The 1,105-nt window shown below is 73.5% G+C and carries 1 protein-coding gene; it reads left to right on the top strand.

All coding sequences use genetic code 11. The annotated features are described in order from the left end of the window. Positions 1-43: 43 nt before the first annotated feature. The coding region (locus tag AC5WRT_RS38900) for an acyl carrier protein (RefSeq protein ID WP_496101099.1) at positions 44-1,105 on the top strand (1,062 nt) is incomplete at its 3' end.

Genomic DNA, 1,105 nt, shown 5'->3' with positions numbered 1-1,105 from the left:
CGCCACCGCGCTCGCCTGGGGACCCTGGGCGCCCGGCGCCGGAATGACGGCGGAACTCTCCGAGGCCGACCTACGGCGTCTCGCGCGGGCCGGCATGCTCCCGCTCGCCCCCGAACGGGGCCTCGGGCTCCTGGACGCGGCGCTGGAACTGGGTGGCGGTCTGCAGCGGGCCGTCGTCCTGCCGGTCGACCTGGACCTCGAGGTGCTCCGCCGCCGTACCCAAGAGGACGTTCCGGCGCTGCTGCGTGCCCTCGTCCGTGCGCGGGGCCGCCGTAAGGCCGAGCACGTGGAAGGACGGGGCGGCACCGACCTGCGGGAGCGGCTGCTGGCGCTGCCCGCCGTCGACCGGGAGCGCTTCCTGCGGGACTTCGTGTCGACGCAGGCCGCCGCCGTCCTGGGTCACGGCTCCTCGCACCGGGTCGAGTTGGAGCAGACCTTCAAGGACCTTGGTTTCGACTCCCTGACCTCGGTGGAACTGCGGAACCGCCTCAACTCCGCCACCGGTATGCGGCTGCCCGCCACTCTGGTCTTCGACCACCCCACGCCGGCCGCCCTCGTCCGGCACATCACGACCGAGCTGGTCGGCGGCGCCGAGCCCGCGAACGAGGCACCGCTCCCGGCGCCGGTCGCCGTCGGCGACGACCCGGTGGTCATCGTCGGCATGGCGTGCCGTTTCCCGGGTGGGGTCGGTTCGCCGGAGGACCTGTGGCGGCTGGTGCGCGAGGGCGGTGACGCGATAGGCGCGTTCCCGGCCGACCGTGGCTGGGACCTGGATGCCCTCTACGACCCCGAGCCGGGGACACCCGGCCGCACGTACGTCCGTGAGGGCGGCTTCGTCTACGACGCTCCGCTCTTCGACGCCGCGCTGTTCGGTGTCTCGCCGCGTGAGGCGCTGGCGATGGACCCGCAGCAGCGTCTGCTGCTGGAAACCTCCTGGGAGGTGTTCGAGCGGGCCGGGATCGACCCGGCGAGCCTGCGCGGCTCCCGTACCGGCGTCTTCGCCGGCGCCATGGCCCAGGACTACGGTTCCTTCCTCCGCACGGGCGAGCACGACTCCGGCGGATACCTCCTGACCGGCAACACCGGTAGCGTCGCCTCGGGCCGT

The sequence above is a fragment of the Streptomyces sp. NTD91 genome (genome assembly GCF_059510455.1).
The sequence above is the reverse complement of the archived record's forward strand: the minus strand, read 5'-3'. Positions and strand labels throughout refer to the sequence as shown.